The 24,825-nt window shown below is 61.6% G+C and carries 35 protein-coding genes and 1 tRNA gene; 8 read left to right on the top strand and 28 right to left on the bottom strand.

Annotation, left to right across the window (positions count from 1 at the left end):
• Positions 1–8: 8 nt before the first annotated feature.
• The 7 genes from FFS49_RS08775 to FFS49_RS08745 are packed head-to-tail and all read left to right on the top strand — an operon-like array spanning position 9 to position 4,076.
• On the top strand, positions 9–362 hold the full coding sequence (locus FFS49_RS08775) for a hypothetical protein (RefSeq protein WP_137910372.1): 354 nt from the start codon (positions 9–11) through the stop codon (positions 360–362).
• Positions 359–1,357, top strand: a complete 999-nt coding sequence (locus FFS49_RS08770; protein ID WP_137910373.1) for a hypothetical protein — start codon at positions 359–361, stop codon at positions 1,355–1,357. Before FFS49_RS08775 ends, FFS49_RS08770 begins: the two co-directional genes overlap by 4 nt.
• Entirely contained in the window at positions 1,354–1,704 is a 351-nt protein-coding gene (locus tag FFS49_RS08765) for a hypothetical protein (protein ID WP_124492312.1), read from the top strand. The genes FFS49_RS08770 and FFS49_RS08765 overlap by 4 nt, the downstream gene beginning before the upstream one ends.
• Positions 1,701–2,024 carry a hypothetical protein gene (locus FFS49_RS08760; RefSeq protein WP_124492311.1) on the top strand — a complete coding sequence of 108 codons (324 nt, stop codon included), beginning with the start codon at positions 1,701–1,703 and terminating at the stop codon, positions 2,022–2,024. The genes FFS49_RS08765 and FFS49_RS08760 overlap by 4 nt, the downstream gene beginning before the upstream one ends.
• Entirely contained in the window at positions 2,021–2,716 is a 696-nt protein-coding gene (locus tag FFS49_RS08755) for a hypothetical protein (RefSeq protein ID WP_137910374.1), read from the top strand. The genes FFS49_RS08760 and FFS49_RS08755 overlap by 4 nt, the downstream gene beginning before the upstream one ends.
• Positions 2,713–2,958, top strand: a complete 246-nt coding sequence (locus FFS49_RS08750; RefSeq protein ID WP_060122554.1) for a DUF4224 domain-containing protein — start codon at positions 2,713–2,715, stop codon at positions 2,956–2,958. Before FFS49_RS08755 ends, FFS49_RS08750 begins: the two co-directional genes overlap by 4 nt.
• Positions 2,955–4,076, top strand: a complete 1,122-nt coding sequence (locus tag FFS49_RS08745) for a hypothetical protein (RefSeq protein WP_034193049.1) — start codon at positions 2,955–2,957, stop codon at positions 4,074–4,076. The genes FFS49_RS08750 and FFS49_RS08745 overlap by 4 nt, the downstream gene beginning before the upstream one ends.
• A 126-nt stretch (positions 4,077–4,202) precedes the next feature.
• Here the strand turns inward: FFS49_RS08745 and FFS49_RS08740 are convergent.
• Both FFS49_RS08740 and dusA read right to left on the bottom strand, forming a co-directional pair.
• Positions 4,203–4,278: transfer RNA gene (locus FFS49_RS08740), tRNA-His, on the bottom strand.
• 57 nt (positions 4,279–4,335) lie between these two features.
• The gene (dusA, locus tag FFS49_RS08735; RefSeq protein WP_137910106.1) at positions 4,336–5,358 is read right to left on the bottom strand and encodes a tRNA dihydrouridine(20/20a) synthase DusA; all 1,023 of its coding nucleotides are present in this window, start codon (positions 5,356–5,358) and stop codon (positions 4,336–4,338) included.
• A gap of 145 nt (positions 5,359–5,503) precedes the next feature.
• Here dusA and FFS49_RS08730 point away from each other — a divergent pair, with 145 nt between their 5' ends.
• Positions 5,504–6,619, top strand: a complete 1,116-nt coding sequence (locus tag FFS49_RS08730; protein ID WP_137910105.1) for a tyrosine-type recombinase/integrase — start codon at positions 5,504–5,506, stop codon at positions 6,617–6,619.
• A 7-nt stretch (positions 6,620–6,626) separates the two neighbouring features.
• Here the strand turns inward: FFS49_RS08730 and FFS49_RS08725 are convergent, their stop codons facing one another.
• The 26 genes from FFS49_RS08725 to FFS49_RS08600 form a co-directional block, all read right to left on the bottom strand.
• Entirely contained in the window at positions 6,627–6,902 is a 276-nt protein-coding gene (locus FFS49_RS08725) for a hypothetical protein (protein ID WP_137910104.1), read from the bottom strand.
• On the bottom strand, positions 6,899–7,324 hold the full coding sequence (locus FFS49_RS08720; RefSeq protein ID WP_137910103.1) for a hypothetical protein: 426 nt from the start codon (positions 7,322–7,324) through the stop codon (positions 6,899–6,901). Before FFS49_RS08720 ends, FFS49_RS08725 begins: the two co-directional genes overlap by 4 nt.
• Positions 7,325–7,332: 8 nt before the next feature.
• On the bottom strand, positions 7,333–7,854 hold the full coding sequence (locus FFS49_RS08715; RefSeq protein ID WP_137910102.1) for a hypothetical protein: 522 nt from the start codon (positions 7,852–7,854) through the stop codon (positions 7,333–7,335).
• A 2-nt stretch (positions 7,855–7,856) separates the two neighbouring features.
• Complete coding sequence (locus tag FFS49_RS08710) at positions 7,857–8,066, bottom strand: hypothetical protein (RefSeq protein WP_137910101.1); 210 nt, start codon at positions 8,064–8,066, stop codon at positions 7,857–7,859.
• An 8-nt stretch (positions 8,067–8,074) separates the two neighbouring features.
• Positions 8,075–8,632 (bottom strand): hypothetical protein, encoded by a 558-nt coding sequence (locus tag FFS49_RS08705; RefSeq protein WP_137910100.1) that lies wholly within the window; start codon positions 8,630–8,632, stop codon positions 8,075–8,077.
• A 50-nt stretch (positions 8,633–8,682) separates the two neighbouring features.
• Positions 8,683–9,330 carry a glycoside hydrolase family 19 protein gene (locus FFS49_RS08700; RefSeq protein ID WP_137910099.1) on the bottom strand — a complete coding sequence of 216 codons (648 nt, stop codon included), beginning with the start codon at positions 9,328–9,330 and terminating at the stop codon, positions 8,683–8,685.
• Positions 9,327–9,656, bottom strand: a complete 330-nt coding sequence (locus FFS49_RS08695) for a hypothetical protein (RefSeq protein ID WP_137910098.1) — start codon at positions 9,654–9,656, stop codon at positions 9,327–9,329. Before FFS49_RS08695 ends, FFS49_RS08700 begins: the two co-directional genes overlap by 4 nt.
• Positions 9,657–9,715: 59 nt before the next feature.
• The gene (locus tag FFS49_RS08690) at positions 9,716–10,015 is read right to left on the bottom strand and encodes a hypothetical protein (RefSeq protein WP_137910097.1); all 300 of its coding nucleotides are present in this window, start codon (positions 10,013–10,015) and stop codon (positions 9,716–9,718) included.
• A gap of 2 nt (positions 10,016–10,017) precedes the next feature.
• Positions 10,018–10,560 carry a hypothetical protein gene (locus FFS49_RS08685; RefSeq protein WP_224755842.1) on the bottom strand — a complete coding sequence of 181 codons (543 nt, stop codon included), beginning with the start codon at positions 10,558–10,560 and terminating at the stop codon, positions 10,018–10,020.
• Between the two features lie 4 nt (positions 10,561–10,564).
• Positions 10,565–11,881, bottom strand: coding sequence for a hypothetical protein (locus tag FFS49_RS08680; RefSeq protein WP_137910096.1), 1,317 nt, complete (start codon positions 11,879–11,881; stop codon positions 10,565–10,567).
• A 9-nt stretch (positions 11,882–11,890) separates the two neighbouring features.
• Complete coding sequence (locus FFS49_RS08675; RefSeq protein WP_137910095.1) at positions 11,891–12,487, bottom strand: putative phage tail protein; 597 nt, start codon at positions 12,485–12,487, stop codon at positions 11,891–11,893.
• A 10-nt stretch (positions 12,488–12,497) separates the two neighbouring features.
• Positions 12,498–13,661 carry a baseplate J/gp47 family protein gene (locus tag FFS49_RS08670; RefSeq protein WP_137910094.1) on the bottom strand — a complete coding sequence of 388 codons (1,164 nt, stop codon included), beginning with the start codon at positions 13,659–13,661 and terminating at the stop codon, positions 12,498–12,500.
• A 1-nt stretch (position 13,662) separates the two neighbouring features.
• On the bottom strand, positions 13,663–14,055 hold the full coding sequence (locus FFS49_RS08665; RefSeq protein WP_224755843.1) for a phage GP46 family protein: 393 nt from the start codon (positions 14,053–14,055) through the stop codon (positions 13,663–13,665).
• Between the two features lie 111 nt (positions 14,056–14,166).
• Entirely contained in the window at positions 14,167–14,790 is a 624-nt protein-coding gene (locus tag FFS49_RS08660) for a phage baseplate assembly protein V (RefSeq protein WP_137910092.1), read from the bottom strand.
• Positions 14,787–15,851 carry a phage baseplate assembly protein gene (locus FFS49_RS08655; protein ID WP_137910091.1) on the bottom strand — a complete coding sequence of 355 codons (1,065 nt, stop codon included), beginning with the start codon at positions 15,849–15,851 and terminating at the stop codon, positions 14,787–14,789. The genes FFS49_RS08660 and FFS49_RS08655 overlap by 4 nt, the downstream gene beginning before the upstream one ends.
• An 11-nt stretch (positions 15,852–15,862) precedes the next feature.
• Complete coding sequence (locus FFS49_RS08650; RefSeq protein ID WP_137910090.1) at positions 15,863–17,296, bottom strand: DNA circularization N-terminal domain-containing protein; 1,434 nt, start codon at positions 17,294–17,296, stop codon at positions 15,863–15,865.
• The gene (locus FFS49_RS08645) at positions 17,293–19,377 is read right to left on the bottom strand and encodes a phage tail tip lysozyme (RefSeq protein ID WP_137910089.1); all 2,085 of its coding nucleotides are present in this window, start codon (positions 19,375–19,377) and stop codon (positions 17,293–17,295) included. Before FFS49_RS08645 ends, FFS49_RS08650 begins: the two co-directional genes overlap by 4 nt.
• A gap of 116 nt (positions 19,378–19,493) precedes the next feature.
• Complete coding sequence (locus tag FFS49_RS08640) at positions 19,494–19,766, bottom strand: phage tail assembly protein (protein ID WP_060147869.1); 273 nt, start codon at positions 19,764–19,766, stop codon at positions 19,494–19,496.
• Between the two features lie 5 nt (positions 19,767–19,771).
• On the bottom strand, positions 19,772–20,140 hold the full coding sequence (locus FFS49_RS08635) for a phage tail tube protein (RefSeq protein ID WP_137910087.1): 369 nt from the start codon (positions 20,138–20,140) through the stop codon (positions 19,772–19,774).
• A 70-nt stretch (positions 20,141–20,210) separates the two neighbouring features.
• Complete coding sequence (locus FFS49_RS08630; protein WP_224755844.1) at positions 20,211–21,482, bottom strand: phage tail sheath subtilisin-like domain-containing protein; 1,272 nt, start codon at positions 21,480–21,482, stop codon at positions 20,211–20,213.
• 221 nt (positions 21,483–21,703) lie between these two features.
• Complete coding sequence (locus tag FFS49_RS08625) at positions 21,704–21,883, bottom strand: DUF2635 domain-containing protein (protein ID WP_081072894.1); 180 nt, start codon at positions 21,881–21,883, stop codon at positions 21,704–21,706.
• An 11-nt stretch (positions 21,884–21,894) separates the two neighbouring features.
• The gene (locus tag FFS49_RS08620; RefSeq protein WP_137910085.1) at positions 21,895–22,449 is read right to left on the bottom strand and encodes an ATP-binding protein; all 555 of its coding nucleotides are present in this window, start codon (positions 22,447–22,449) and stop codon (positions 21,895–21,897) included.
• Positions 22,446–22,769 (bottom strand): hypothetical protein, encoded by a 324-nt coding sequence (locus FFS49_RS08615; RefSeq protein WP_137910084.1) that lies wholly within the window; start codon positions 22,767–22,769, stop codon positions 22,446–22,448. Before FFS49_RS08615 ends, FFS49_RS08620 begins: the two co-directional genes overlap by 4 nt.
• Positions 22,766–22,999 carry a hypothetical protein gene (locus tag FFS49_RS08610; protein WP_137910083.1) on the bottom strand — a complete coding sequence of 78 codons (234 nt, stop codon included), beginning with the start codon at positions 22,997–22,999 and terminating at the stop codon, positions 22,766–22,768. The genes FFS49_RS08615 and FFS49_RS08610 overlap by 4 nt, the downstream gene beginning before the upstream one ends.
• The gene (locus tag FFS49_RS08605; RefSeq protein WP_137910082.1) at positions 22,999–24,054 is read right to left on the bottom strand and encodes a major capsid protein; all 1,056 of its coding nucleotides are present in this window, start codon (positions 24,052–24,054) and stop codon (positions 22,999–23,001) included. The genes FFS49_RS08610 and FFS49_RS08605 overlap by 1 nt, the downstream gene beginning before the upstream one ends.
• A gap of 79 nt (positions 24,055–24,133) precedes the next feature.
• On the bottom strand, positions 24,134–24,814 hold the full coding sequence (locus FFS49_RS08600) for a head decoration protein (protein ID WP_137910081.1): 681 nt from the start codon (positions 24,812–24,814) through the stop codon (positions 24,134–24,136).
• Positions 24,815–24,825: the final 11 nt, after the last annotated feature.

Below are 24,825 nucleotides of genomic sequence, written 5' to 3'. Positions count from 1 at the left end.
ACCACACCATGACCACCATCGACATCACCACGCTCACGAAGGTCGAGCGCAGCATCATCCTCTACGCGGAATCGTGCAGCGTGGACTACGGCGGCCTGCTCGAAGGCCGGCGCATGAACAACGACGATCTGGTCGCCATCCGGAAGTTCACGGAGGCCGGCCTGCTGACTTTCGGCCGCATTCCCTCGGAGCTGCTCGCCCCGTTGTCGGACTATGGCCGCGCGCCGACGCACTGGATCACGTTCACAGATGCCGCGTGGCAGCTCGCGCATGCCCTGCGCCGCGAGCGCGCTGCACGCGGATCGGCGTCGCGCACGAAAGTCGATGCGGCGCTCGCCGCGCGCGCGACGGAGGCAGCATGAACACCGACAATAGCCGCGCTGATGCGCTGACGGACGAGCAGTTCGAGGACCGGCTTCTGCCGCTGCTGATCAAGCACCTCGACTCGAAGGCGCGTCATTACCTGACCCGCGAGTACGTGCGGGATGGCATCGAGGTCACGCGGGTGACGACGTACGCGATGAACCTCGCGCGCGCCATCCTCGCCGCATTCCCTGTCGAGCAGCCAGAAAAAAGCCTCGCGCCCGAGGGAGGGAGCGAGGCAAGAGGCCGGTGGATACAAGCGAATTGCCCCACCGGCGACATTATTAAATCCCCATCTCCATCGAACAATAGGGAATTCCCGACTTCAATGTCCGAGAGCGATTGCGAGCATCGGATTGCTCTTGCGCCTTCGCAGCCCGCAGCAGCAGCGATCGAGAATGCCGAACTCGCGGGCGTGACGCGCATGTTCCATGCGGCCTGCGCCGACCTCGGGCTCATCAACGAAGCGCTCGGGCTCGATCCCGAGGATGGCGGCGCAGCACCCATCCTCGAAGCCATCGAGGAGCTGAAAGCTCGCGCGGCCTCTGCCAATGAGACGGGGGCGAAAGAGGCTGACGCGCTCGCGCACGAAGTATGGTCGGCGGCGCAGCGTGCGCCCGGCGAAGGCATCGAGGACGCAGTGCAGCGAGTCGCTGCGATCCTCTCCCGCTCGCCCGCTATGGCGGCGGAAGCGGTGGCGATCGTAGATGAATCTGACGATGGTTTGTTCGTCGAAATTCTGTATGGCGCAAACGGCAGTCCGCTGAAGTGCGGCGACAAGCTCTACGCCGCCCCGCAGCCCGCGCAGGCAGACGCTCGGGTCGGGCTGACGGACGAGCAGCGCGACGTACTCACGTGGGCGATCGGCCGTGCCAACTCGCAAGGCGAGGATGCTTGCGCCGACGTTCTCCGCTCGATACTCGCCTCCCAACCGGGCCGGCCGGTGCCGCGCGCCGAGGTGACGGACGCAGCGCGCGCAGGAGAGGCATCATGACGCGCGCCGCCCGCAGCCCCGAAGCTCACCAGGTTCTCGCCGCAATGACCCATGGCGAGGTCTACTCGCCGTCTGACCTTGCCAAGCGCTTCGGCACGGTGGCCGCCACACTGCGGCCCGTGCTCGAGCAGATGGCCGACGACGGCACGGTCGCGCGCGTGCGCTCGCTACGTGTGCGCGATTGCAACTATCGCATCGCCGGCGAAGCACCGGCAGGCTCGCAGCCGGAAAAGTACGTCGGCATTCCCGCCGGCCGCCGCACGTACGACGTCATGTCCGGCACCCTCAACGGCTACGACGACGAGATCCGGCGACGCGCCGACCTTTGCATGATGGTGCGGCGATGAAAGTCACGATCGACGACAACGTGACGCTGCTGCCGGTCAAGCAGCGGCCGAATCTCGGCGACGAGCGCGTCTTCACGACCGTGCCCATCACGCCCTGCTGGCACAAGCGCTACATCATCGACGACAAAGCCGCCGAAGTGACGTGCGCTGACTGCAAGGAAAAGCTCAACCCGATGTGGGTGCTCAAGCAGCTCAGCCAGGCCGAGCACCGCTACCACGAGCTGCACGCGCGGTACCACGACGAACTGAAGCGGCTGGGCGAGCGCTCGCGCACGAAGTGCCAGCACTGCGGCGAAATGACGAGGATTAGCAAATCATGAAAGAGCGCCCGATCCTGTTCAGCGGCGCGATGGTGCGCGCCATCCTCGAAGGCAGCAAGACGCAGACGCGGCGCATCGTGAAGCCTACCGGCGCGCATCACATCTTCCAGTTTCGCGGCAGGGAGGAAGCGCGCGGCACTGACGAACCGACCGGCGAATGGGCGTGGTGCCGCGCCGAACGCGTGATCAGCGAACATATCCGCTGCCCTTACGGCAAACCCGGCGATCGCCTGTGGGTGCGCGAGGCATTCCGCCTCACCAGTGATTTCGACGGAGATAGTCCGACACGCGTTGGCGAGCGTTGCCTGGACGCCGGATACCGGGCGCCATGGGCGCCGGTGCGCTATGAAGTCGACGGCGCGGAACGGGACTGGCGATGGGTTGGCACTCCGCCGGGACACGAGGTAACAGCCGGCCGCGCTCGGGCTTCAATGCACATGCCGCGCTGGGCGTCGCGCATCACGCTCGAGATCACCGATGTGCGCGCCGAGCGCCTGCAGGCCATCAGCTGGGACGACGCGATCGCGGAAGGCATCAAGGATCCGCGGCGCGCCGCCGTCCGCATCGATCCGATCGATGGCACCGTCGCGAAGTTCCGGCAGCTGTGGGACAGCCTCAACGCCGCGCGCGGCCATGACTGGGATGCAAACCCGTGGGTATGGGTTGTCGAGTTCAGGAAGATCGAATCATGAGCCTCTACCTCACTACGCTGGAACTCGCAGAGCTGGTCGGCTGCAAACCGCGTAGCCACGCCTGCATGAAGCGCTGGCTCGAGCGGAATCACTGGCCGTTCGCCGTCAACATTGCCGGCGTGCCGCTCGTCGCGCGCGAGTACTACGACGCACGCATGAACGGAACCGCGCCGCCGGCCACCGCGCGCCGGCCGCGCGCCGCCGCGTCTGATGAACCGAATTTTGCCGCACTCACAGCATGATCGGACGACGCAAGCGGCCGGACGGGTTGCCGTTCCGGCTCTACGCCCACTACGGGAAGCACAAGGTCAGCTTCGGCTACAAGCTGCCCAATGGCCGCTGGGCGTTCCGCCTGTCGGCGCCGGCGCACAACAAGGAAGCGCTCGCCGAGATCCGCAAGCAGGCGATCGAGCGCGCGGAGGCGCTCAACGGGAATGCGATCGAACCGGGCACGGTCGAGGCGCTCGTCGCGCGGTATTTCGAATGGCAGGATGGATTGCCGCACACCGACGAGCGCCGCAAGGCCCAGTCCACCCTGGACGAGAACCGCGTCGAGTCGAAGCGCCTGGTCAAGGTCTTCGGGAAGATGGCGCCGGCCGCGATCAAGCCGAAGCACGTGTACGGATACCTCGACAAACGTGCGCAGCTCGGCGCGCCGGCGAAGGCGAACAAGGAAATCGCCCTCCTGTCCGCGATCCTCGAATACGGCCGGCGCCGCGGCGAGCTCGAAACGAACCCGTGTCGCGGCATCGAGTACAACCCGACGCGGCCGCGCCAGCGGTACGTGCGTCAGGACGAGATCGATCTGGCCGTGGAAGTCGCGCGGTCGCGCAGGAGCGTCGGTGACCAGCACCCGAGTTCTGCGTACCTCATCCTCGCGCTATGCGTGAAGGCCGCCTACCTGACCGTCAGCCGACCAACCGAGATGCGCGAGCTGCACCGCCAGAGTATCCGGCCCGAAGGCGTCGAGGTGCCGATCGGCAAACGCAAGGCCGGCGAGCAGCAGCGCGTGAAGCTCGTGCTGTGGTCGCCCGAGCTGAAGGCGGTGATCGACGAAGCGCTCGCGCTGCAGCGCACGTCGAGTGTCCATGTCTTCGGCAACACGGCCGGCCAGGTGTACACCCGCAGCGGCTGGAACACGAACTGGTCGCGGCTGATGGGCTATTGCGAGAAGGAAGCGCAGGCGCGCGGCGTGGAGTTCGAACGATTCGCGCTGCGCGACATGCGTCCGGCGGCCGTCACGGACCGGCAGGAGGAAGGTGACGACCGGATCATCGACGCGACCGGCCATGCGGATGAACGCATGGTGAGAAAGACATACGACCGCCGGCGACAAAGAAAAGTGCGCGCGACGCGCTGACGCCGGAAATAAAAAAACCCGCTCAATGGCGGGTTTTCTTTTCGGAAGATCTTCCAAAATTTGGAATCTCATCTTCCAAAACTTGTAACTCGATCGATTAATCGCGCTGCAAGTCTTTGAATTTGTTGGGGTGGCTGATGGGACTCGAACCCACGACAACAGGAATCACAATCCTGGACTCTACCAACTGAGCTACAGCCACCACTGTTACTGCTTTTTGTTCTTCGCTGCGTTTGTGTTTCAGCAGCGAAGAACAAGATTATACGAACACTTTTGAATCTTGCAAAGCTTTTTTTTCAAAAACTTCTTCGGCCTCGTTCAGATGCGCGCGCGCCTCGTCGAACACGGCCAGATCAGCACGCGCGAGCTTCTTGTTGTCGGACAGCACACGACGCCAGCCGCGTGCACCGGGCATGCCGCGATACAGTCCGAGCGCGTGTCGCACGATCGCGCCGAGGTAGGTCCCGCGCTTCAGTTCGGCCGCGCAGTATTCGATCAGCTTCGCCTCGGCCTCTTCGCGCGTCGGCACCGCTGCGGTCGATCCGTAGAAGCGCGTATCCACCTCCGCGAGCACGTACGGGTTGTGATACGCCTCACGGCCGAGCATCACGCCATCGACATGCTCGAGATGCTGCGCCACCTCGTCGAGCGTCGTAATGCCGCCGTTGATGACGATCTCGAGCGACGGAAAATCGCGCTTCAGCTGATACGCATAGTCGTACTTGAGCGGCGGGATCTCGCGATTCTCCTTCGGCGACAGCCCCTTCAGGATCGCATTGCGCGCATGCACGACGAACGTCTCGCAGCCCGCCTCGGCCACCGTGCCGACGAAGTCGCGCACGAACGCGTAGTCCTCGACCGCGTCGACACCGATCCGGTGCTTGACCGTGACCGGCACCGACACCGCATCGCGCATCGCCTTCACGCAGTCGGCGACGAGCTGCGGCTCGTTCATCAGGCACGCGCCGAACGCGCCGCGCTGAACGCGCTCGGACGGGCATCCGCAATTCAGGTTGATCTCGTCGTAGCCCCACTGCTCACCGAGCTTCGCTGCGCGCGCGAGATCGTCCCGCTCGCTGCCGCCCAACTGCAGCGCGACCGGCGATTCGTTCGGCGTGAACGCGAGATGCCGCTGGGCATCGCCGAACAGCAGCGCGCCCGTCGTGATCATCTCCGTATACAGCCACGTGTCGCGCGTCAGCGTACGGTGGAACGACCGGCAATGGCGGTCGGTCCAGTCGAGCATCGGCGCAACGCATACCGTTCTAGTATTTGATTTCATTGAGAAATTCCGAAAACTCTTTCAAAACAAGCCTCGTTAATCAAGCAACGTGAAGCCCGTTTCGGTAGCGTTTCTACCGTTCCGGTATCATTTCTCCGGCGTCGGTGCTACGATACGTGCTACACAAAACTCCTGTAGCACCGACATGGCAACCATTACCGCACGCACCCGCCGCGACGGCACCATCGGCTATACGGCACAAATCCGCATCAAAAAAGCCGGGAAGATCGTTCACACCGAATCGGAGACGTTCGACCGCAAACAAGCGGCGGTCACATGGGCGAAGATGCGCGAAGCCGAGCTTGCGAAGCCCGGAGCGCTCGACGCCCTGAAGCAGCCCGACCCGACCCTCGGCGAAGCAATCGATCAGTACATTCGCGAATCCCGGCGAGCGCTCGGGCGCACGAAAGAACAGGTGCTACGGGCGATCAAAGCAGCGCCGCTCGGCGCTTTGCGGTGCTCGGAGGTCGACAGCCCAACTATTGTATCGTTTTGCCAAGACCTGAAGGTCAAACCGCAGACGGTCGGGAACTACCTAGCGCACCTTGCCGCCGTCTTCACAGTCGCGCGCCCTGCATGGAATTACCCGCTGAATCAGCTTGCGATCGACGATGCGCGGGTCGTCGCAAAAAAACTCGGTTTGACGAGTCGGTCGGTCCGACGCGAGCGGCGTCCGTCGCTCGACGAACTGAACCGGATACTCACCCATTTTTCGAGGTCGCGCGCGAAGCACATTTACAGCGTCGACATGGTCAAGGTGACCGGCTTCGCGCTGTTTTCGACCCGACGACTCGAAGAAATCACCCGGATTACATGGAAGGACCTCGACGAGGCCGGAAGCCGGGTTATGGTCCGCGACATGAAGCACCCCGGCGAGAAAATCGGCAATGACCAATGGTGCGACCTCCCGCCCGAGGCACTGCGCATCATTCAGTCGATGCCGCGGACCGACGAGCGCATCTTCCCTTGGAGCGGCGACGCGATCGGCGCGCAGTTCACTCGCGCGATGAAATTTCTCGAAATCGACGACTTGCACTTTCACGATTTGCGGCACGAAGGCGTAAGCCGATTGTTTGAAATGGGATGGAATATCCCGCACGTCGCGGCAGTTTCAGGGCATCGCTCGTGGAACAGCCTGAAGCGGTATACGCATCTTCGGCAAACCGGAGACAAGTACGAGGGCTGGCACTGGCTCGCCATACTCGCGCCCGAAAATGCGGCGTCCGCCGCTCCCGAGCGTCATTTGCGGATCGTCGGCTAATCCGACGTTACTGGCACGAATCGACCGCCGCTTCGAGCTTGACTTCGTACCCTTGACGCTGCTTCCGGTCGGCGAGCAGCGTCGCAACCTGCGCATAGATGTCAGCGCCGAACGGCAGCGAGTCGAAGGCGAACGCGGGACGCTCGGGCTTCGTGACCTTGCACGGCACCGGGACGGGCTTGTCGACCGTCGTTACGACCGGAACAGGCTCCGGCGATTGCGGAGCCGTCACACAGCCCGCCAGCGCGGCGCACAGCGCCGCAACGAGAATCAGCTTCTTCACTTGGACCGCTCCTGTTTGATCTGCTCGTCGACGAGGCCCCGCGCCGCGACGCAGAGGTCCGCACCCGAGGGCGGCTTCGAGGCAAGCAGCGCCACCGCCTTCGCCTGATATTGCGAGGCAACGTCGTTTGCCTTGGCGAGTGCCGCCGCCGCAGCTTGCGCGCGCTGATCGGCGGCTTTCTGCAATCCGACAATCGCAGCGTTTTGCGCTTCGGCTTGCTGCGCGAGGACGCCATACGCGGCCTTCTGATCCGCGAGCGCTTGCGCGTCTTGCCCGATGGTTCGATTCAGGCTTGCGACGATCGGCGCGTAATGGTGCGACGCCAGATAGACGCCGACGCCGACGAGCGCGGCCACAACGGCGACGAGCACGAGCGCGCGCGCCACAACCGGCGCGATACGCGCGAAAGACAGTCCAAACATGGAAGCTCCTAGATGGTGAGATACGGGTTGATCGTCATCGCGAACTGACATAGCCCCGGAGCGCTCCAGAGCTTCCAACCGAAATTGACGCGGGAGGCGGAGCCGCCCCATACCTTGACGGCGTAGAACTGCCATGCGCGCGAGCCGTCGGGGTTCGTCGCTGTCGCGAAATACCAGCCGGTTTGCGGCGCTCCGGCGATCGGGAGCGGCCCAACCTTCGAGACGGTCGACGAGGGAGCCGCCGTGAAGCCGAGGACCGCGAGGTCGAAACCGTACGACGGGTTACGCCACAGCCAGAAAACGCGATTGACGTACCGCCGCCAGCCCGTTTGCTCGCCTCGGAATGGCGCATGAAGCGCCTTGAACCCGGCGTCGCCGTCGAGCGGGTTATCCGGCGTCTGAAACCACGACAGCCACCGCGGGAGCGTCGTACGCCCGATCGCGAAAGCCGGAAGAATCGGCGCGAGCAGATACGCCAACGCGACGACAAATAGATTGACGATCGCGAGTGCGATCCAGCGTACGAACATGGTTAGCTCCCGAAGTGTTTTCCGATTCCGAGGCCCGTCAACAGCGCGCCGCAGCCGAGACCGTATTGCGTGAGGTCGAAAGGCTTGCCGGTGACGGTGCAGTAGATTTGCAGCCCGAGACCGACGACGAACGCCGCTGCGGCCCACGCGTATGCGGGTTCGAGCGTGACGTTGTCTTCGCCGGTCACAAGCTGGAGAAGCTTCTTCAGCATGGCGGTCCTTAATGGATGGTCGCGCGCAGTTCGTCAGCGGAATAGACGAAGCCGGGAACACGCGGGAAGGCTTGAAAAATCCAGACGGGAAACGTCTCGGCGTGGATGCCGTGGCCTTTCTTGCGATGGAACTTGGAATGCAGGACGAGCATGTTCGCCATGCCGTCGATGAAGGTCTCGGGACGGCCCGGGTCGAATGCCTTCCAGTCGAAGCCGCGCGCCTCGGCGAGCCGCACAATCACCCACAAAAGCGACTGTTCCGCGGGAAACGTATCGCCGGTCGGCTGATCGGTTTCGAGGTCGAGGACCGGCAAGCGCGTAATCTCACCGGTCGCTACGCCCTTGACGGTCTGCCAGTCGACCGCGGACGTGAAGGCCCACTCACAAAAGACGTGATGGTATTCAACGCCTTCCGCCTGACCGCTGATCGCGCAAGGCAGTCGCGCTGCATGTCCTGCGGCTTTCGTCGCGCGGAAAACGGCGGACTCCGTACGCGGAGGATGCGCCGGGTAGAACACGTCTTCGCTGATCGTGTCCCGGTGTTCGTGTTCTTGTCCGATTTGCATAGCAGAAAATGAAAGAGCCGCCCGTAGGCGGCTCGTGACTGTTGGACGGCTCAAATGCCGAGAGCGCCCTTGGCAACGGCATAGCGCTTGTCTCGGTCCGGTTTCCCGGCCATTGCCGGGTTAATCCGCCGCGTGACTGCGTCGAAGTTGCCGCTATCCGAAAGCGCGTTGAGGCCGTGATACAGCCAGAAATAGCCCGCGGCGAGCGCAGCAGTCGTCGGGTCAGCCCGAAGCAAGTCCGGCTTCGAGACGAGGTCGACGCCGATGTCGTCGCCCGCAGCCTTGAAATTGTCCTTGAACGTCGTTTGCACGAGGCCCGAGCCGCGATACCTCCAGCCATCGCCGCTCGCGCTGTCGCCGTTTCCGTAACGGTTCGCGTACACAATCGACGCGATCTGCTTTTGCCTGTCGAGCGGAACGGCCTTCTCGCTTGCCTGTCGCCCGTACTTCTGCGCAAGTGCGAACGGCATCGCTCGCGGGAAAGTCGCCATAAGCGCCGGAATCGAGTAGTTGAACGACTCTTCGGTCTGCGACAACGACATCGACTCATGCCCGATCTGCGCGAGGAATGCCGCCATCCGTTGCGGCGTATTTATGCTGTAGCGGTCGCAAGCGGTTCGCAGCGGGACAGCGAACTTCGCGGCATTCGCCTGCGACGCACCGCATGCCGCCACCAAAAGCGAAGCGGTAACGATCATTTGTCGGCCTTGTTGTCGAGTTTGTCGCGAATGCTGTCGAGCTTTTCGAAGATCGACGAGATAGCCGCGTTGATGGCGTCGAGAGACTTCGCGAGCACTGCGGACGTTGGATACGTCTCCGCGACATGGAGCTTGTATGCAGCCAGTTCGTCGCCGTGACGCTTATCCGATGTGGAAAGCGCTTTTTCGAGGTCGTCGATTGCTTTCCCGTGCGCCTTGATCGTGTCGTCTCGCTGCGACTCAGAACGCCGCCACAGGTACGCGAAGACGCTCCCGAGCAGCGCCAACACGGCACATCCGATTTCCGCGATTGCGGTCGAATCCATCCGACTCCCCATAAGAAAAAAGCCGCCTCGCGGGCGGCTTGATTGGTCTATTGCTTGTGTCACTTCGGCGAAATGGTCGCGTTCGCGAGGCAATGCCCCTTGCCGAACAGAAGGTCGATGCAAGGCGCGACAAAATGTGCCCATTGCTCGCCCTCGATCAACGCATTGCCCGTGCGCTCTGAAATCGTCTGCGTCGGCGCACCGCCGAACAGGCTATTACCGGCCTCATCCTGCGCAATGGCGATGTTCTTCGCGCGCGCAGTCGAGCCGACAAGCGCTTCAGCGAGCATCGCGGCGAGGAGAACCGGGGCGGCGAGCACACATAGGAGCCAGATAAGCACAAGTTGAAGTCGGCTCATGACTACTCCCATACAATTGCCTGAACTGCAGCGATCGTCGTTGCAGCGTTCACTTGCGCCGCAAGCTGAGCCTTCTTTGCGATCGCCGCGAGGATGGCGGCCTTACCATCCTGACCGACCTGCTGAATCTGCGCTGCCGAATGCGGAACATAAGACCACACCCCCGAGGAGTCACAACACCAAAATGGCGTCGTCCATCCAGTTGGTAGATTTGGCATAAGCGAGGCGAGAACCGACACGGACAAGTTCTGCTGATCGGTATCCTGCGCAGGATACGTATGCACGTCGCCGAGCGCCGACGAGGAGAAACCGGCATAGATAGCGGTTTTACATGCGGCATCGAGCGCGGCAATCTGCGCCGCACGGGTATCCGCGAGCGACATCGCGGGTTCTGGAACATTGCCGCTTGCTAGCCACGCCTCGTATGCCAGATAGTCCGAGTTGTTGCTATCGAATGGGATTACAGCGCCATCAGCAACACGCAAAACCAAACTAGTTGAAACTTTACCCGTCGATCGATCGATTACTTGCTTATATTGGGCCATGGTTTTAAAGCTCAGCGCTTGCGGTGTAGTAGAAAGAAACGGCGGAACTGGCGGTCGTTGTCGTGTTTGTAATGTAGAACGACATGCCTGTAGCGCCGATCTGCTCAAGTGTCAGCCCAGTGCATCCGGCATACGTTACGCCAATAGTCGCGATAGTCGGCGATACGCGCTTCCACGCCATGAAATTGATTGCTTGCCCAAGAGTTACGCCATTGATGCCGGAAAACCCCCAAAACTTGGTCTGTACTTGACTTGCTTCGAAATACCGGAGACAAAGGGAAAGCTCCGTCGCGAACGGGCGACGCTCAAATGCAGTTTTGTTAGGACCAGATTCCATCTGCACGAAGTCGACGGTCCCTGCATTGAACTCGACGATCACGTTTTGCGTTCCATCAAGCGCGACGGTAATCGGAGAAGCCGAATACGAAGGCGCAGAAGCGCCGGAATTGTAAACTCGCGCTTGCGCCGTACCGGTCCACGAAAGCGTATAGGTTCCCGCCTCGACGTTTCCTTGCTCGATGACCTGCTGAAACGAACCAACGATCGTCACCGGCTGACCAGCCGGAGAGTACGTAAAGGTCATCGAAGAATTGGCCGTTGATGCCTTCCACCGATCGAGACCATATGCTCCGGATGCGAGAGCGGAACCACTAACGTAATTGCGCTGATTGACTTGAAACCGCGGGTTGATGATGCGGTTTTTCCCCGAGATAGCACCAATTACATAGGACGTAGTCGCCAGCTTAGCGCTATTGTCGAACTGAGGCGGCGTCGCTGCCTCCAGCACGCCCCCGGTCGACTCCAGCAGCACCCACGCGCCGTTTCCGCTATTGAGTGAGCTATTCCAAACGACCTCTACGTCGGAGTTAGCGACGATTTCACCGCCAAGCAATGCCGAATGTGCGCCGCTATAGATCGGCGAGGCAGCGAGACCGTTCGGGGAGAACGTCGACGCGCCAGTGTTAGCCGTCTTCGCCTTGAAACGCAGTTTCATACCGTCGACGACAGCCGAAATTCCCGGAGAGTAGGAAACTTGATACGTGTTTGCGGAACCCGTGTCGACGGCATATGTTGCACCGCCGCCCTGCGAGAGCGCCCTGATAGCCGTGTAAAGCTGATTGAACGACGACTTATTGAGCGTAAGCCCTGCGCCCGTAATCGCATTCATTACTTCCAGCATGAGCGAATTTAGGAACTCAGCAGGAACGACCGTCGCCGCCTGCCCGAGCGCTGCATTTCCGTCCGTGAAGTATCCGGGCGTGCCGAGCGCAGTCGAGGTCGGCTGAGTGCTGACCGCGGTTGATACGTCAATTTGATACATTCGAGACCTTTAGGAGTATTGGAAAAGCAGATAGGTATGCGCCGGGGAGACCGCCTTTAGCTCGCATTCGAGAACGGCGTTGTTCCACGTAGCGAGCGCTTCGCCTGCCGTCGATTGCCCCGTACGAAATCGAGTGACCGTGTTCAAGGGCGCATTAATGGCCCATGTGTAGAACCACTCGACGCCGCCGAGCGAATCGCCTGCTCGGCTTTGCCCGCAGCGAAACGGGGCGAAATTCCTCACGGCCACCGTGTAACCAAGGTTCAGCGCAAAGCTCTTGAAGTACGCAGCGGACTGTCCGCCGCTGTTCGCAAAGCGAGCGACGACCTGATTACGCCGCTGTTGGATCGTCGGAGACTCGCCCGCGCAAGGGTCCGGGAGACCTAGCGTCGACTCCCACTCCGGGAGCAATTCGAGCGTCGACGCGGGGAAAGAATCGACGAGCAACGCTGCGGATCGGGACGCGTTACGCGCATAGATCGCGGCAAGTCCCGCGATTGCTTGAGACTGCGTCGCGTCAGAATCGCGGGGCCAAACACGACCGCGAGGGAACAGCGCATGAAGCGCACGCGTGAAGTCGTCGGAGCTATATATAGGTGCTGCCATCGCGCCTCCGTTACGAGAAGGACACGGAACCAAGCACCGGCAGATAGCCAACCTGCGACGTAATGTTCCCCGGATACGTCGTCTGAGAGCCACCCTGCGTGCCGACTATGCTCGTAATCACGAAGCCCGCTGTATTCGGCACGGCGGCTATCGCCGACTCGATATACGAGAGGTCGATCGTGCCGCCGCGCGGGTCTCCGTAGGAGGTCAAGACCTCGGAGATAGCCGCCTGAACTGCGGCGCGCGTCGTAGTCGACGCGTTGGTTAGGCCACTGATCGTGAATGCGAGCGAGTTCGGCAACGGCGCGCACACGTACACCAAAGCAGTGACCGGCTGAAGCGGATAAATGGCATTCGCGATTGTCAGTTGATCGCCCGTCGCAACCGTGCCGCGAGGATTTCCATTCGGAAGCACGTCGCTGGATGAAATGCCGTTCGATCCTTGCGGGAACCCTTGATTCGAGACGTTCGCCTGATCCAGCATGACGTAGACGACGATCGTTCCTGCGCCGAATCCGTACGGCATGCACCACGCGCGCGTAACGCCTGAAACGGCCTTCGCCCACGTCGGGTAGTCGCCTTTCGCACCGCCTTGCGGCGACGCTTGGTATGCGGCCATGACGCGGGCATAAAAACTGTCTTCAGTCTCTTGGTCTGCCCCTCCGGTGAACGCCGTCGCGGCAGAGCCGGTCGACTGAATGCCGGGAATCGCAGTGCCAAGCGTCATTTGGACGCCCGCAGCGCAATTGCCGTTAGCCCCCGCGCTGACCGCTTGCGCCGCAACCGTCACGCTTCCGTTAGATCCGACCGTCGCCGACGCCGTCGTCGTGTATGCGACGCCGTCGCCTCGGACGATCGAGACGCCCGAATTGATGACCGTGCCCGCCGTGCCGGGGAACGCGATCGTTCCGATAGCGGACGTTGCATCCTTCTGATAGACGCCTTTCAGTGCGCCCCAAGCCGCAAGGTATTCTCCGCTCGATGTCCACGGAACCGATTGCTTCGAAATCCAGTCGAGGTAGCCGTAGTGAAGATGCGCAAGACCGGCTTGCGCATCTCCAGTGATCTTGAGATTCGAGTAGCGCAACAGCGGGTCCGATCCCTTCACCGCGGATGCGATGTCGGATGCGACCTGACTGCGCAACTCGGTTAGAGTCGGGCGAGCAAATGGCATATCAGTTGATTGCGCTCCAGGCAGAGGTATAGGCGACAGCGGTCTTCGTGCCGTCCGTCTTGTGGGCGACGACCTTGGCTCCTAACTGCGAAAGCGCGGTCCATTCGACGGCGATGTCGAACTTCGCGACGACGCCGTCGTCGATGAGCCACTGAAGCGCCTCGACGATGTAATCGTTCGCGCGCTGAAGCGTTTCGGTCGTTTGCTTCGCTCGGCTCAGCAGCCATAGCCGCGAGCCGATTTGCGTGTCCGAGTCGAGGTCGCCCCACCAACCGCGAGGGTCACTCGTACCGTCGGGAATCTCGTCGTCTGGCGCGGCCTGACGATCGGTAAAGAGACTGATTAGGATCGCCGTCTCTAGGTCGCTGCCGGACGTGAGGAGCGCGCCCGACATAGACCAATCGCCGCGGCCCGCCGTGGACTGCCAAGTCGTACTTATGTCGGCCATGTGTTGAGACGAAAAAAACCCGCGCGAGGCGGGCTGTTGATGACGAGACGAACGCGGTTATTCGGTCTGCGTTGGCGTGTTTGAGGTGACCTGACTTGAACCGGACTGAACGCCGGTAACGACGTGCTTGTGTCCGTTGTAGATGGTCCGCATTGCAGCCATCGTGTTTGCGTTCGTCGCGCTGTTGTCGATGATGTCGCCGCTCGACTTCACCATCGGCGTATCGAATTCAACTCCCCCCGGCGCGACGACCTTAAATTTCCCGGAGCAATTCCACGTCACATCAGACGCGTTATTGACCGTGACAGGCAGTCCCTTCGCCTCAACGACAATCCCGCTCGTCGAGAGATAGACTTGTTGCCCGATGAGGCTATACAGCATGCTTTCGCCAATCGCGAGTCCCTTCGGTCTGGACGCTTGGTGATTCGTGCCTGCGACGACGCCGCTTGAGCGATCGCCGCCGATGAAAAGCGCGAGTACATCAGTCCCACTCGGGGGCCGTGACGTGAGTCCAAATTCAGCAATGCGCGGCATGCCGTCGATCGTCTCAAGATCGTTGAAACGGACCTGTATAAGCTGCACGACGCCGCTATCATTTGACGCCGTCACACGCCCGCGGCCAATCGCATGCAGAACTCGACGCGCTAACCGGCTTGTAATGCTTGCAAGTTGATCGATCATTGAGTCGTTAGAGTGCTCCCGTCGACGAAGCCATATTGCAGCGCTGTCGGCTGAACGACGAATGCGTCAGGGTTCATAATCACAAGCTCGGCGCGTGTACCTTCCTCGTCGATCTTGTACGTTACCTCACTGATTAGCCAAACCTTGCGGTCGAGCTTCAGTTTCGGCAGATAGACTGAGACGAGCCTATTCGGCGTCCACAACTCGCCGCTACCGTCGCGCCAGCTATCGACCTCTACGCGCACCACGACAGAGCGACCATTTCGTCGGTTCATTTCCCATGCCGCGCGCTGCGCTGCGACATCCATGTACCCCGCGACCGCTTCGGCAATGATGTAGCGCTTGCGGTTTCGCTTGACGCCGCTATCAGTCTGCGTTGCGATCAGATTTCCACCGTCTCCGCCTTCCTGAAACGTGTTGATCGCTTGTAGGTAGGCGCGGTATGTTTGGTAGCGCTGATCGGCTGAATACTCGACACTCGCGGACTGGACGTTGACGCCTTGCTCGATCCCTGTCGCGTGCTGATCGGTCCCGGCCCGCGCGAGAATGAGGTTCCCGTCGGGGCCGTCATACGCGAGCAGGGAGCTATAGCGAGACACGCGATCGATGACCTCAAAAGCAGTCTCGCCAAGCATCAGATTGAATTGCGGGATGACACGAAGCCCCGTCTCAGCACACGACACCGCAATGCCATACGCACTCGCGAGCTTCGAGGCAACAGCGATAGCGGATGCGCCGCTGATCTGGCCGTTATCCCACTCGGCGGAGCAATCGACGAGGTCTTGGCACTTCCCGCGGCCTGTCGCCGAGATTCGGTGCGCGTCTGCGTCGAAGCTCGGGACATACTTATCGATATAGCCCGTGACGACGAGGTCTCCACCAATCGAAATCGAGCAAGGGTCCTGCGGCTGCACGACGACCTCGTCAAGCTCGCCGGGATATAGCTCGGTAAGTCCGAGTGAGAAGTCGGCGGGAAGCCGTTCGATGCCACGCGTAATGCGAACATCAGTCCAACCCGATATAGCGGCTCCGCCGACGGTAAGCAATACGTCGTCGCTCATGTCATTCCCGGTTACGAAGAAAGCGCCGAGAAAGATGTCGGCATGAATGCGGGGTGAATGGGACCTGCCTGCGAGACAAGCTCGTCGGCTCGTGAAGGATCGCGGTAAAGGCGGTTCGCCAACACAAGCGACGGCAAACCCGATCCAAATGTGTAGGCTTGCGTCGAAGATAGCTTCGCGCCACGCGCAGCAAAGTCACTCACGACCGATTGACGAAGCGTTCGCAGCGCGTCATAGCTTGCGTCGTCTCCGGCGTCGCCCGCAGTCGTCGTCTCAGCATCAATTAGCGACGCGATCTGATCGCGAACGGCCACAGCATCATCGGCGGAAGACGGTTGATACGTCGTCGACACCGTGGCAAGCTCAGCAATCGCAGTGCGGCGCAGAAGCGCGCCGCATGCCGTCTGCATAGTCGCCATTGCATCGCCGATGACCGACGATGTAGTCGGGTCGTTCGGCGCGAATGCTGCCATTGCCGTGAGCATGCGCATCGCGTCTGCCGGATCGTTCGCGCTTGCCGCGACGGTGCTCGCAACCGATGACGCAGCGCCCGAAAACGATGCTGTATCGCTCACGCTGGACGCAGCAGCAATGAGCGCAAGACCCGCCGTTGACACCGCCTGACGTGCCGTGACGCTCTGAGACAGCAGCGACGCCACGGTCGAAGCGCTCGACGCTACGGCATTCGACCTAACATAGCCACGGTTCCCGCCGCCAGCATAGCGCCCATAGTTCCCTGACAGCGACGAGACAGCGCCGGTCAACCGCTTCACGTCAGCGATTACCGAGTTGACGATTGCAACCCACTTCGTTACGGTCGCGATCGCTTGATTGACAATCGACGTTCCGAGCGTGATTGCATCAGCGACTGTCGAGGCGAAGTCTGCGAGCGCGGCCAGCGCCAACCCGAGCGCGGACGATGTCACGGCGTCGACCGTCGACATGCTCGCGCTAGGGTAGATGCGTGCGCCGCCCTTGACGAGCGTCATACTGAATTCGAAGACGCGCCCGAGGTCGGCTCGCTCGACAAACTCGATCGGCGAGATACAAACGACGTTCGTTACCGTGCCGAGCGTCGGATGCACGAGCGTTTGCCCGCCCGCCGTCTCCGCCACCGCTAATAGGCGCTTTCTCTGTCCTGCGACGCCGCCACCGCCGTAAATCAGGCTGTTTTCGACGAGGAATCCTCGAACATCGAACTTCCGCGCAAGCTTGCCGATGTCCTCGACCCATACCTCATCGCGGAACGGGTAGCTATGCACCGAGACGCGCCGTCCGCCCGACGTGCGCAATGCCTCGACGGCAAACGGTACGCCGCCGAAGCTCGCGGTTCGCAATGCCTCTTGCCAGCTACCGCCCGAGAGCGTTGTTGCTAGGCTCGACAATGCGCTCGACGCACTGAGGATCGATCCTGTTACGGAATTGATACGCGTTGAAATACTCATACGGGGTCCTGTCCGATCGAAGCTGTTCCGATACGCACCGACGACGTGACGCCGGGAGCCGACTTCACGCGGGCGGTTGTCCCCGCCGGGGCGTTTCGCATATCAATTTCGACATGAACGCGCATCGGCCCGGCCATCGATTGCGCCGCGCTGGCCACACTCTCGGCGCTATCCTGCGACGCCGTAGCTGCTGACTGCGGAGCAGACTCGGCGGCTCCCGAGTCGGAGCCCGATTGCGGCGACGGCGAGGTCTTCGCGTAGATCGGAGCCATCGGGGCCGAAGGCGACTGCGAAGACGGCGAATTGAAGATCGCCGAGGCGATTTGCGACCGCTTCGACGCTTCGCCATTCACGTCCCCCGGACGCTCATAGAACCGCGAGACGATGTTTCCGGCTTGCTCTGCGGATTTAGCCTGCGACAGCAACGTGCCTGCACGGGATTCCTTTCCCTGACGAAGTTCGTAGTTCACGAACTGCAATTGCTGATCGAGCGAAGACTTGCGAATATCGATGCCGAATAGCTTTTTGAACTCGGCTTGCCGGTCTTCGTGCCATTGGCCTATGCCGTACGCGCGGCCACTGTCACCGACAGCGCGAGGGTCGAAAAGGCTCTCGCGCCATAGGTTTGCCGCTAGGCCCGCCGCCTGCGCGCGAGTCCAACCCATCGACTGAAACTTCGCAACGGCGTCCGCAACGCCCTTATCCTTCTGCGCCCCGGCCTTGATCTTCTGGCCGATCGGATCGCCGTCCCATTGAGCATCCGGCGCGGCGCGATGTTGCGCGAGAAAGGCATCTTCCCCGGTGTTCAAGCCCTCCGAGTGCGTCATCAGCGTAAAGGCCAAGCCGCCTTTTAGAAGCCACGGCGCAAGGCGGGCGAGCAGCCCGCGACCGGCTGCGGATTTTGCGGCGTTTCCTGCGGACTCGGCAGCGCTCGTCGCCGCCTTCGCCGCTTCCGAGACAGCCCTTTCTTTGCCGAGCGCGCGCAGCGCCTTCACCGCGAGCGGCACGACAGCTATGAGCCGAAGCAGCCCCGCGGTCATCGTGAGAATTCCTCCTATCGGCCCCGCGAAGGTAATCGCCGCGATCGCAATCGCGATCGTCTTCAACCCACCGATCTTGTCGACGAACGCAGAAACGCGGTCGGCGGTCCCGGACCAATCCGTCTTATCGAGCCAATTCGCCAAGCGTTCGGCGTACTCGGCGACCTTCGTCGACACGACTGCGCCGTACTTGTCGACGAGCCGCTCGACGGCGGCGATGACGCGCTCCAGAGCGGGCGCAAGCGCACTGCCGAGCGATGTTTTCAGCTTGTCAGCGGACATTTCGAGCTGAATCATTTGCTCGTTGTACTTCTCGCCCGCCGCGACCTGTTCGGGCGACATGACGACGCCGAGCGACTTCGCCTTGTCCGCAAGCTTGTCGATTCCGTCTCCGCCTTTTTGGAGCAACGGCAAGAGTTGTTCGACGCCGAAGATGTTCGCGAAGCGCTGTTGCGCCTGCGCATTCGGCATCTTCTGAATCACGTTGGAAACGTCTCGGAGCGCGCGCGCTGTGTCGACCGATCCGTTCTTCAAGCGATGTACCGTGATTCCGAATTGGTTCATCGCGCCTGCGGCTTCGAGGTTGCGCCCGGTTACCGAGTCCTCGAACGTCGCGCCGAGCGACTTCAAGCCTCCCGTCATGTCCTCGGAAGCCAACCCCGCAAGGCGCGCGGCCCCTTGAAACGCCTGCAACTGTGCGGTAGGCATGCCGAGCACGCCCGCCGTGTTCTTGACCGACATCGCGGTCTTGCCGAAGCTCGCCGCAAGCGCGGCGACGCCCGCAATCGTTCCGAAGCTCGTGATCGCGGCGAGAGGGGTCGCGATACTTGCGACGCTGCTTGCTGCCGACTTCGCCGCACTCGTGAGCTTTCCGAAGCCTTTCCCGATCGTCGACAAGCCGCTCAGCTTGCCGAACGCCTTCACCTCATTTCCGAGGTCCGCGACAGGCTTCGTGATCTTCGATATAGACGCGTTGACATTGCGAGCGACGCTCGTCGCCTTGTCAATCGCGCTGATCGTGATCGTGAAATTGTTCGCCATTTACGTAGCTCCCGCGTCACGCATCCGAAGCGCTTGCTCGTGCCACCATTTCAGGCGACGCAACGGGAGCCGCCATGCATCCTCCGGCCCCCACCCGTAGAACTTCGTGACCTCGGCTACTGTGTCGCGCCAGTTGTCGGGCCATCCTCGGTAAAACCCTCCAGGAACGACGCCGCCTCCCGCAAGTCGCGCCCGGTAATTCGCTCGACGACCTGACGCGGCACACCGGCAACCATCGAAATGAGGTTGATAGTCACGGTAAGGCCGCGCTCGGCCACCGTCGCGCGCTCCAGTTCGCCCGCTGTCGGCTCGCGAAGCGTGAGCGTCGTAAAGGTCTCGTCGCCGATCTTCACCGGCTTACGCAGCGTCAGAATCTTTTGGTCTTCCATGCCTATTAGCTCCCCGGAGTTTCGATGACGCTCGGTCCTTCGAACTTCACTTCGAATTTCGCGTCGCCTGCGTCGACTTCCTGCGTCTCGACCGTGTACATGCCTTTGCCGGTGACGAGCTTGCCGTTCGCCAGCGAGACGACAACGGTCTGATTCGTCATCCTGTTGAAATCGCCCACCGTGAGACCGCCAGAGTCGCGCAGCGACATCGAAATCGCACCCGGAACGGGCGTCTCTTTGAAGCCGTGAAGCCCGTCCATTCCGACGAGAGATTCGCGCTTGACGGTCGAGGGCATGTATTTCATGTCGCCTTCAAGCATGTAGGTCGTGCCGTCGATCGTGACGGACGCGGTTCCTGCCAGCAAACTAGCCATTCGGCCTCCAAAAATGACAAAAGCCACCCGAAGGCGGCTTTACTTGCACGTCTGAGAAGACGAGCGGCTATTACTGAAGCGTGAATTGCATCAGCAGCGCGAAGATGCGCAATTGATCGATCAGGATCGCCGGATACACCACGTCGACGCGATTCGGGTTCGCCGTGTTCTTCTGGACGATGAGGTTCGCGGCGAATACGTCGCTGTTCTGGACGTATCCGTTCTCCTCCATTTCCCGGTATTGCGCGACGAGTGCGCCTTTGATGATCTTTGGCGTAACGACGTTGGTTCCCGGCGTGACGCGCGTCCCGTCCGACGCCAGCTTCATGCGCGGGAACTGGCTCGTCACGACCGCTTTAAGCTGACGCAGCACGTACGTTAGGTTCGTCATGGTCTCCAGTTCGAGATAGCTGTTATCGGCGACGCCGGAGCTATTGAACTGATAGGTCGTGATGACGTTTTCGAGCAGTACCGTTCCGTCGTTCGCGACTTCGAACGTCGAAATCCCGTCCCACAACAGGACGTTTCGGTCGGTCAGCGCGAATCGCGACTGAATCGGCGGAGCGAGGACCGTCGACATCGCGAGCGTTTGAACAGGCCGCGCCGGGTCCGCCCGGATCGAGACGGCGACAGTGCCTGCCAAGTCTGCGGCCCACACCCATACAGGCGACGGCGAGTCGTTGAAGCCCATGATCGAGACGTGTTCGTCGTTGCGCGTCGCCCCGAACGTCGTGCATGCGGCGAGCGTGCCGCGATACGCCGCGAAGGCGTGTCCGAAGATTTGCTTCGACCACGACCAGCGGCCCGTCTTCGTGCTCAAAAGCGACTGAATCGCGCTGAGCGACGTTGCGTCCGTGTACGGGAGCGCAATGAAGTCGAACTCTTTGTCGAGCAGGTTCGCGAGTGCGGTCGTCAGCGACGGATTGACTGCGCCGCCCGACATCGCTGTAACAGTGACGCCGAGTCCCGTCGGCGTGCTTTCACCGTTGAGCGCGCCGAGATAGTTCAGGCGAAGGTCGATGTCGCCTGCGGCGAGGCCCTTGTTCTTCGCCGTGATGTTGACCTTTCCAGCAGTCACGCCGTCGACAGCGGCGGTGACCGGCAAGTCGGCAACAGCGTTGATCGCCGCCGCGAGGTTCGTCGCAAGGTTCGATACAGTCAGCGCCGACGTGACGGTGAGCGTGACCCGCTGACCCGCGATATACAGATACAGCACGCCGGTTGCCGTAGCGGGCGCGGTGAACGTGACTGCGCCGGTCGCCGCGACGGCAGTCGGATCGTCGGCGAGCGGCAGATACCAAAGCTCCCCGAAATTGTCCGACGCACGATACGCCGCAGTCATGAGCGCCAGCATCGAGCCGGGACCACCGACGGCCTTCGCGTCGGCAACGCCTTGCGAGAGGACCGGGACATTCGGAACGCCAGTCCCCGTCGCCGAAATCTGCCCGATAATCAGCGCACGTTGCGTCGACTGCCCCGTATTTGCCTTGCTGTTGTCCAAGTCCGCATAGAACAGCGGGACCCGGAGATTCGACGGAATGTTCGGAAACGAGACATTACCCATTAGTCGGCATCCTTCGTGTAGTTGATCGATGCCGACCCGTCGACGCGTACTACGTCTCCGTCATTCAGGCGTCGAATGTAATAGAAGTCGTTGTCGTCGACCTCCATCCCCTCATCTGGTAAGTACTGCTTAGTTACCGGGTCTCGCACCTTGAGACCCGGAGCGGGCTTAACCTTCATGTCGTGTGTCCCTACTGAGGAAGCGTGAGTGTCAGTCCCGGCGCGGTCGTCCCGACTGGCTCAGTGATCGAAATGTCCGCTTCGATGAATGCGTCGGCCGCGGGCTGATTGAAGTCGTCAGGGCCTTGGAAGAATTCGAGGCCGATGTCGACGACGACTTGCCCTTGATGCTCCGCGCCGTTTTCGCGCCCTCCGACCTGTAGCCTCGACCGGAAAAACGGAAATTGCTGAAGCTCGACCATCAGGGGCGTGTAATTGATGAGCGCGACCTTGATTTGGTCGCGAAGCGTTTCGAGCGACGCATATACAAGCGCCGCGCCTTGGTCGTTGTCTTCTGCGAAGTGCTCGACGCGCCCCGTCACGCGAAGCGTCGCCGTTACGTTGAATTGCGGCGGTCCGTTGCGCCCCAAAGAATCTCCGTCTTCCTCGTCGAGCGTGAGGAGAAGCATTGGATACGTGCCTTCCCACGTCGGCATGTCACGCGGCGCAAAGACGTTCGTCCCCGCGTCCGTTTTCCCGAGCAGACCGGCGAGCGCGATCGACCGCAGCGTTGCTGCCGTCGTCATGCAGATACCTTCAGGGTGAGATTGATCCAACCGATACCGTTCGGCTGCGGCTCGACGAGGCGGTAAACGATGCCCGTCTTCTGGCGGACGATTTTGTCGTTCGCCGCGGGCGTCGCCGCGAGGTCAGACAGGCGGAATCCAACGGACGGCGCGGTCGTCACCCAATGGGAACTACCGTCGTCGTCGAATTCCTGTCGCCGATATGGATCGGCGAACACACCTTGCACGACGTACGGAGCACCGCTTGCGGGCTGATATGTCATCGGCTCGCCGAATGTGCTGGCGACCGCGACATTGACGAGTGCGTCGAAGTCGATCATTGACCGACTCGCTTCACCGTCGGACGGCGGTCGCCGCTATAGTTCGGGCCGTTACCGCGCTTTACCGCTTCGGCCTTGGGATCGACGAGGAAACCGGCTGCGCGAAGTTCCTTCACTTCAGCGACGGCAAGCTCGACTTCTGCACCGGGTCCGTAGGTTTCCCCGTCGGGTCCCGACAGGGTGCGACCGGGCGCGACCGTCGCCTTTTCAGTCTTGACGGTCGCTGTCATTACGCCACCTTAGCGAACAGGCACGCGTTCACCCGGCTCGGGATGACGAGCGGAGCAGACTGCATCAGGATCAGGCGTTGCGCCGGGTCCTTCTCGACCCACGTCTTCGGCGCATAGGGCATCGACTCGTACGCGAATTCCGGGTCGAGAATTTGCCCGAAGGCGCGCGTCCCCATCATGTCCGGGCCGCACATAATCAGTCCGCCGTCAGCAATCATCGGCTGTTCGACATCGTTGTCGTCGACATACCAGTCGCTGTACACCCACAAGTCGTAGGAACCCCAGCGACCCATGTAAATTGCACCCTTGACGGGGCTTACAGCCGGGTTCACTTGGTTTCCGAACGGCGCTTGCGCGGGCCATACGATCGCGCCCTTCAGGCGAGGATCGAGCTTGAACGCGCGGTAAGCCTTGGCCGTGAAGATGATGTCGGTCACCTGCGCGCCCGACTTCTTCAGGATGAGTTGCGCCCAATCCGTGATGTTGTCGGTCGGCGCAACGGCTCCGGGATTCTGTTCCGTGCCGATGTTCGCTGCGGTCCACTGCGCCGCAGCGGTAAGCGCGATCGTCAGCGACGGGTCGCGACCGAAGTCGACGACGACCGTGTCGAACCCTTCGCCCTTGACCGTCACGGTGCCGGTTTGCAGCGCTTGAGCGGCCATCCATTCGAGGCGGCGGTTCAGAATGTCGATTTGGTCGGTAAGCTCCGCTTCGAGATTCGCCATCTCGCGCTGAGCGCCGGTCAGTTCGCCGCCGATGCGCTCGCCGATCATACGGCGCACCGGCTTGCGGAGGTCCGGCGCACGCTTGTCCTTGATGTAGGCGGGCTTGAAGGTGTTCGTTTGGTAGCGACGCTGCTCGACGAGTTTCCCTTCGACCAGCGGCGACACGAACGGGGCCATACGGCGCTTCCCGACATCCACGTCGATCGACACTTCCTCCGAGTCGGCGAGGACGATGTTCGGGAAGCAGCGATCGAGCAGGAAGTTTTGCGACAGCTTCAGGTTCGGAACGACCTGAATGAGCGTATTGGTATCGTAAACAAGCGAGGTCATCCCTCAAACTCCTAGGTAGTTGGTTTGTCGCGGGCGAAAAAAACCCCGCCGAAGCGGGGTCTTTAGGAGCCGGAGGCGATTAGCTCGGGTCAGCAGCGGACAGCGAGGTCTTGACGAAGATGCCGTACGGCCGCAGTGCAGTCGTCAGCGTCGCGATCGTCCACGACGGATCGAAGATCAGCGCGCGCGCATTGAATTCGCCCATGACGTACGCGGCGGTCGCGACCGGGCCAGCCGACGCGTCGACGTTGTCGACGAGGATCGCGACCGGCGTTTGACTGCCGTCGCTGGCCATCTTCACGCTCTCGATGAAGGTGCCGATTGCGTTCACCACGGTAAGCGAAAAGGTGTCGCCAGCCGAGAACGCAGTCGCGCCAGCGGTGATCGTGAAGTTGATGTCGTTGCTTGCGTAGGCGGTGCCAACGGTCGCCGCGGCAAGCGCGTTGCCTTCCGGGTCCGTCACGTTGAAATTCGTCGCCGACGTAGCCGTCAGCGTGTACGCGCCGATCTTTGCGGACGGCCCGGTCGAGATCGAACCGACCGTACCGTTACCAGCATTGGTCGCGCCCTTGGCGACCTCGACGCTGTACGACGAGACCTGTCCGAGCACGGTCCCGCGCGAGAGCACGCCGGACGAAATGATGACCGGCTGAGTCACGAGCTTGAGGTTGCCCGCGATGAGTTGATCCGGGACGTACGTCTCGGCGCGGGCGAACGGTGCCGACGTGTTGTCGCCGATGGTGCTAACACTGAGAGACATTTAAATCTGCT

It is taken from the genome of Burkholderia sp. 4NA327C6 (genome assembly GCF_005502655.1).
Lineage (GTDB): Bacteria > Pseudomonadota > Gammaproteobacteria > Burkholderiales > Burkholderiaceae > Burkholderia > Burkholderia contaminans.
The sequence above is the reverse complement of the archived record's forward strand: the minus strand, read 5'-3'. Positions and strand labels throughout refer to the sequence as shown.

Bases quoted from the DNA above. Each gene is read 5' to 3' on its own strand.
- FFS49_RS08625 (WP_081072894.1), bottom strand. From the start codon at position 21,883: ATGAAGGTTAAGCCCGCTCCGGGTCTCAAGGTGCGAGACCCGGTAACT.
- FFS49_RS08730 (WP_137910105.1), top strand. From the start codon at position 5,504: ATGGCAACCATTACCGCACGCACCCGCCGCGACGGCACCATCGGCTAT.
- FFS49_RS08615 (WP_137910084.1), bottom strand. From the start codon at position 22,769: ATGATCGACTTCGACGCACTCGTCAATGTCGCGGTCGCCAGCACATTC.
- FFS49_RS08750 (WP_060122554.1), top strand. From the start codon at position 2,713: ATGAGCCTCTACCTCACTACGCTGGAACTCGCAGAGCTGGTCGGCTGC.
- FFS49_RS08620 (WP_137910085.1), bottom strand. From the start codon at position 22,449: ATGACGACGGCAGCAACGCTGCGGTCGATCGCGCTCGCCGGTCTGCTC.
- FFS49_RS08760 (WP_124492311.1), top strand. From the start codon at position 1,701: ATGAAAGTCACGATCGACGACAACGTGACGCTGCTGCCGGTCAAGCAG.
- FFS49_RS08715 (WP_137910102.1), bottom strand. From the start codon at position 7,854: ATGTTCGTACGCTGGATCGCACTCGCGATCGTCAATCTATTTGTCGTC.
- FFS49_RS08690 (WP_137910097.1), bottom strand. From the start codon at position 10,015: ATGAGCCGACTTCAACTTGTGCTTATCTGGCTCCTATGTGTGCTCGCC.
- FFS49_RS08700 (WP_137910099.1), bottom strand. From the start codon at position 9,330: ATGATCGTTACCGCTTCGCTTTTGGTGGCGGCATGCGGTGCGTCGCAG.
- FFS49_RS08635 (WP_137910087.1), bottom strand. From the start codon at position 20,140: ATGGCTAGTTTGCTGGCAGGAACCGCGTCCGTCACGATCGACGGCACG.
- FFS49_RS08640 (WP_060147869.1), bottom strand. From the start codon at position 19,766: ATGGAAGACCAAAAGATTCTGACGCTGCGTAAGCCGGTGAAGATCGGC.
- FFS49_RS08770 (WP_137910373.1), top strand. From the start codon at position 359: ATGAACACCGACAATAGCCGCGCTGATGCGCTGACGGACGAGCAGTTC.
- FFS49_RS08765 (WP_124492312.1), top strand. From the start codon at position 1,354: ATGACGCGCGCCGCCCGCAGCCCCGAAGCTCACCAGGTTCTCGCCGCA.
- FFS49_RS08710 (WP_137910101.1), bottom strand. From the start codon at position 8,066: ATGCTGAAGAAGCTTCTCCAGCTTGTGACCGGCGAAGACAACGTCACG.
- FFS49_RS08705 (WP_137910100.1), bottom strand. From the start codon at position 8,632: ATGCAAATCGGACAAGAACACGAACACCGGGACACGATCAGCGAAGAC.
- FFS49_RS08610 (WP_137910083.1), bottom strand. From the start codon at position 22,999: ATGACAGCGACCGTCAAGACTGAAAAGGCGACGGTCGCGCCCGGTCGC.
- FFS49_RS08655 (WP_137910091.1), bottom strand. From the start codon at position 15,851: ATGAGCGACGACGTATTGCTTACCGTCGGCGGAGCCGCTATATCGGGT.
- FFS49_RS08680 (WP_137910096.1), bottom strand. From the start codon at position 11,881: ATGTATCAAATTGACGTATCAACCGCGGTCAGCACTCAGCCGACCTCG.
- FFS49_RS08755 (WP_137910374.1), top strand. From the start codon at position 2,021: ATGAAAGAGCGCCCGATCCTGTTCAGCGGCGCGATGGTGCGCGCCATC.
- FFS49_RS08650 (WP_137910090.1), bottom strand. From the start codon at position 17,296: ATGAGTATTTCAACGCGTATCAATTCCGTAACAGGATCGATCCTCAGT.
- FFS49_RS08665 (WP_224755843.1), bottom strand. From the start codon at position 14,055: ATGTCGGGCGCGCTCCTCACGTCCGGCAGCGACCTAGAGACGGCGATC.
- FFS49_RS08695 (WP_137910098.1), bottom strand. From the start codon at position 9,656: ATGGATTCGACCGCAATCGCGGAAATCGGATGTGCCGTGTTGGCGCTG.
- FFS49_RS08675 (WP_137910095.1), bottom strand. From the start codon at position 12,487: ATGGCAGCACCTATATATAGCTCCGACGACTTCACGCGTGCGCTTCAT.
- FFS49_RS08720 (WP_137910103.1), bottom strand. From the start codon at position 7,324: ATGTTTGGACTGTCTTTCGCGCGTATCGCGCCGGTTGTGGCGCGCGCG.
- FFS49_RS08600 (WP_137910081.1), bottom strand. From the start codon at position 24,814: ATGTCTCTCAGTGTTAGCACCATCGGCGACAACACGTCGGCACCGTTC.
- dusA (WP_137910106.1), bottom strand. From the start codon at position 5,358: ATGAAATCAAATACTAGAACGGTATGCGTTGCGCCGATGCTCGACTGG.
- FFS49_RS08645 (WP_137910089.1), bottom strand. From the start codon at position 19,377: ATGGCGAACAATTTCACGATCACGATCAGCGCGATTGACAAGGCGACG.
- FFS49_RS08775 (WP_137910372.1), top strand. From the start codon at position 9: ATGACCACCATCGACATCACCACGCTCACGAAGGTCGAGCGCAGCATC.
- FFS49_RS08605 (WP_137910082.1), bottom strand. From the start codon at position 24,054: ATGACCTCGCTTGTTTACGATACCAATACGCTCATTCAGGTCGTTCCG.
- FFS49_RS08745 (WP_034193049.1), top strand. From the start codon at position 2,955: ATGATCGGACGACGCAAGCGGCCGGACGGGTTGCCGTTCCGGCTCTAC.
- FFS49_RS08685 (WP_224755842.1), bottom strand. From the start codon at position 10,560: ATGGCCCAATATAAGCAAGTAATCGATCGATCGACGGGTAAAGTTTCA.
- FFS49_RS08670 (WP_137910094.1), bottom strand. From the start codon at position 13,661: ATGCCATTTGCTCGCCCGACTCTAACCGAGTTGCGCAGTCAGGTCGCA.
- FFS49_RS08630 (WP_224755844.1), bottom strand. From the start codon at position 21,482: ATGACTGCGGCGTATCGTGCGTCGGACAATTTCGGGGAGCTTTGGTAT.
- FFS49_RS08660 (WP_137910092.1), bottom strand. From the start codon at position 14,790: ATGATCGATCAACTTGCAAGCATTACAAGCCGGTTAGCGCGTCGAGTT.